The organism is Gemmata algarum (assembly GCF_034097035.1).
In the GTDB taxonomy this organism is placed as follows: Bacteria; Planctomycetota; Planctomycetia; order Gemmatales; family Gemmataceae; genus Gemmata; species Gemmata algarum.
Genome location: NZ_JAXBLV010000061.1, coordinates 1 through 2,058, shown reverse-complemented (window position 1 = coordinate 2,058; position 2,058 = coordinate 1). Strand labels below are relative to the sequence as shown.

Here is a 2,058-nt window from a genome sequence, read left to right as displayed (position 1 = left end):
TGGATCAGAAAAGGGTGGCAAAAGGGCGCGACGGTTTCCGAGGTTGAAGCACCCATCGGTCACGGATGCGGCTCGTGCATTCGCCACGCGACAACGCAAGCGACTCGAGAAGACCCACGGTAAAAACAGCCGCGGGAACGTGTCCCCCGCCGAGCGGTCTCCCTCGGCGGGGGTGAGCTACTTTGAGCAGCGCGGCAACGCATTGGGTATGCGTTCACCCGACGAGCAGCGCCTGCCGGGCGAGGCTGGCGAGCGCCTGGTCGAGGATCGCGGTCAGGGTGGCCCGCACTTCGGTCGGGTCGTGCAGCGGGCGGCCGTCACGCTCCAACTGCAACCGACCCGTGGCCACCTCACCGGCCAGCACTTCGGTCAGCGCCGCACGGTCACGGGTGCCGTCCAGCAGTGGCAACAGCCGGCGTTCCAGGTCCGGGAGCCGGGCCAACTCGTGCCGCACGGTCGGGATCGGTCGGTTCTGAACGGCCCGCACCCGCGCCGGGCCGAACGCCACCGGTCGCTCCCCCGCTACCCGCTGCGCCACGACCGGGACGCCGTGCAACTCGATCAGGTCGGACCCCAGGTAGCTGTCTACCAACCCGGCGGCGAGACCGCGGGCGTCGTTTTCGCCCCCCTCCGTCGAGCCGCACTGCTCGCGGCTCCGGCTCAGCAGTTCGGCGAACGGCACCGTGGCGGGCCATGCGTCGGCCAGCACCGCCATCGCGGCCTTGAGGAGCGGGCGGGCGGTGGACAGCGCCACCCCGGACGGGCCGCGGTACTGGACCACCGCATCCGACCGCACGTCCGGGGCCTCGGTGCCGACTGGCGCGGCTCCGGACGCGATGTGCAGCCGCCCCACCGGCTCGGGGCGGAGCTGCCAGCTCGGCACGTTGCGGGCGTGGACCACCAGGGTCTCGCGAAACGTACGGTTGCGCAGGAAGTCCAGGTACTGCTCGGTCTGCACTTGGTCGGTGGCGAGCAACTTCAGGGCCTTCTCGATGTCCGGGCCGAGCGGCCCCGAGAGCATGGTGGCGACCCGCGCTTCGCCCAGGTACCGGAGCCCGTGGGCACCGGCCCGGTCCACGAACTGGTGGAAGTACAGGGGCTCGTTCACCTCCTCCAGGTGTTCGTGGAACAGGTAGTGGTCGGCCTGGTGCCGGACCGCCTCGAGTTCCTTCTTGAGCAGTGCCGGGTACAACTCGGTGCCGGGCTTGGCGGATTCGGCCAGGAAGTCGAGTAGCGCCCGGGCCTGGCGGGTGCGCTCGGCCGGGGCGGCGAACTTGGCGGCGTGGAACCGCATCATGTCGCGGATCATGCCGCGCATGTGCCAGCCCGGGTACGTGTTGTAGCTCACGTACCCGACTCCATACGGGCTCAGGTGCCGGGCACACACGGCCAGGATCTTCTCTTGCACAGGGGCCGGAACCCACGAGAACACCCCGTGGCACAGGACGTAGTCGAACGTCCCGTACGAGTCGTCCAGCTCCAGGATGCTGGCGTGCCGCAGCTCAATGTTGGTGAGCCCGAACCGGGCGACCTGGTCGCGGCCGTCGGCAATCTGCCGGGCAGACAGATCGACGCCGACGAACGTGGCGTTGGGCAACGCGGCGGCCATCGGGATCAGGTGCCCACCGGCGGCGCACCCGAGTTCGAGTACCCGCGCAGTCTCGACCGCGGGCGGGGTGAGGCCGAACAAGGTGGCGATCACCGCCAGCCGCGATGGGTGCGCCTGCGGATACGGGTGGCTCTCGTACGGAACTTCGTCGTAGCTGGTACGGGCAGACGGCAATGGAGCGGTAGCGTCGGGCACGGGCGCCTCATCGGGTCTGAATGGATGGCGAATGCACCGAGATTGTAGCGGTGCGGCGCGGAGATCAAAGCTGCCTTCGGTTGAAGCCAATTCTGCACAAGAGTTCAGTATGGATAGCCTGGGCAACCGCACGCCCCACACGGTAAAGTGACGTAATTATTGGAAATTAGGAGTTACGACGTTTCGGCTCCGCAGCCATTCAACCGAGTTTGGATCTCTGCTTTGCCCTGCGGTTGTAGCGTTCGGCTTGCAAT

Annotated in this window: 1 protein-coding gene; it reads right to left on the bottom strand. The window is 67.8% G+C overall.

Annotation, left to right across the window (positions count from 1 at the left end):
* Positions 1-214 precede the first annotated feature (214 nt).
* The gene (locus R5W23_RS07015) at positions 215-1,804 is read right to left on the bottom strand and encodes a class I SAM-dependent methyltransferase (RefSeq protein ID WP_320685725.1); all 1,590 of its coding nucleotides are present in this window, start codon (positions 1,802-1,804) and stop codon (positions 215-217) included.
* Positions 1,805-2,058: the final 254 nt, after the last annotated feature.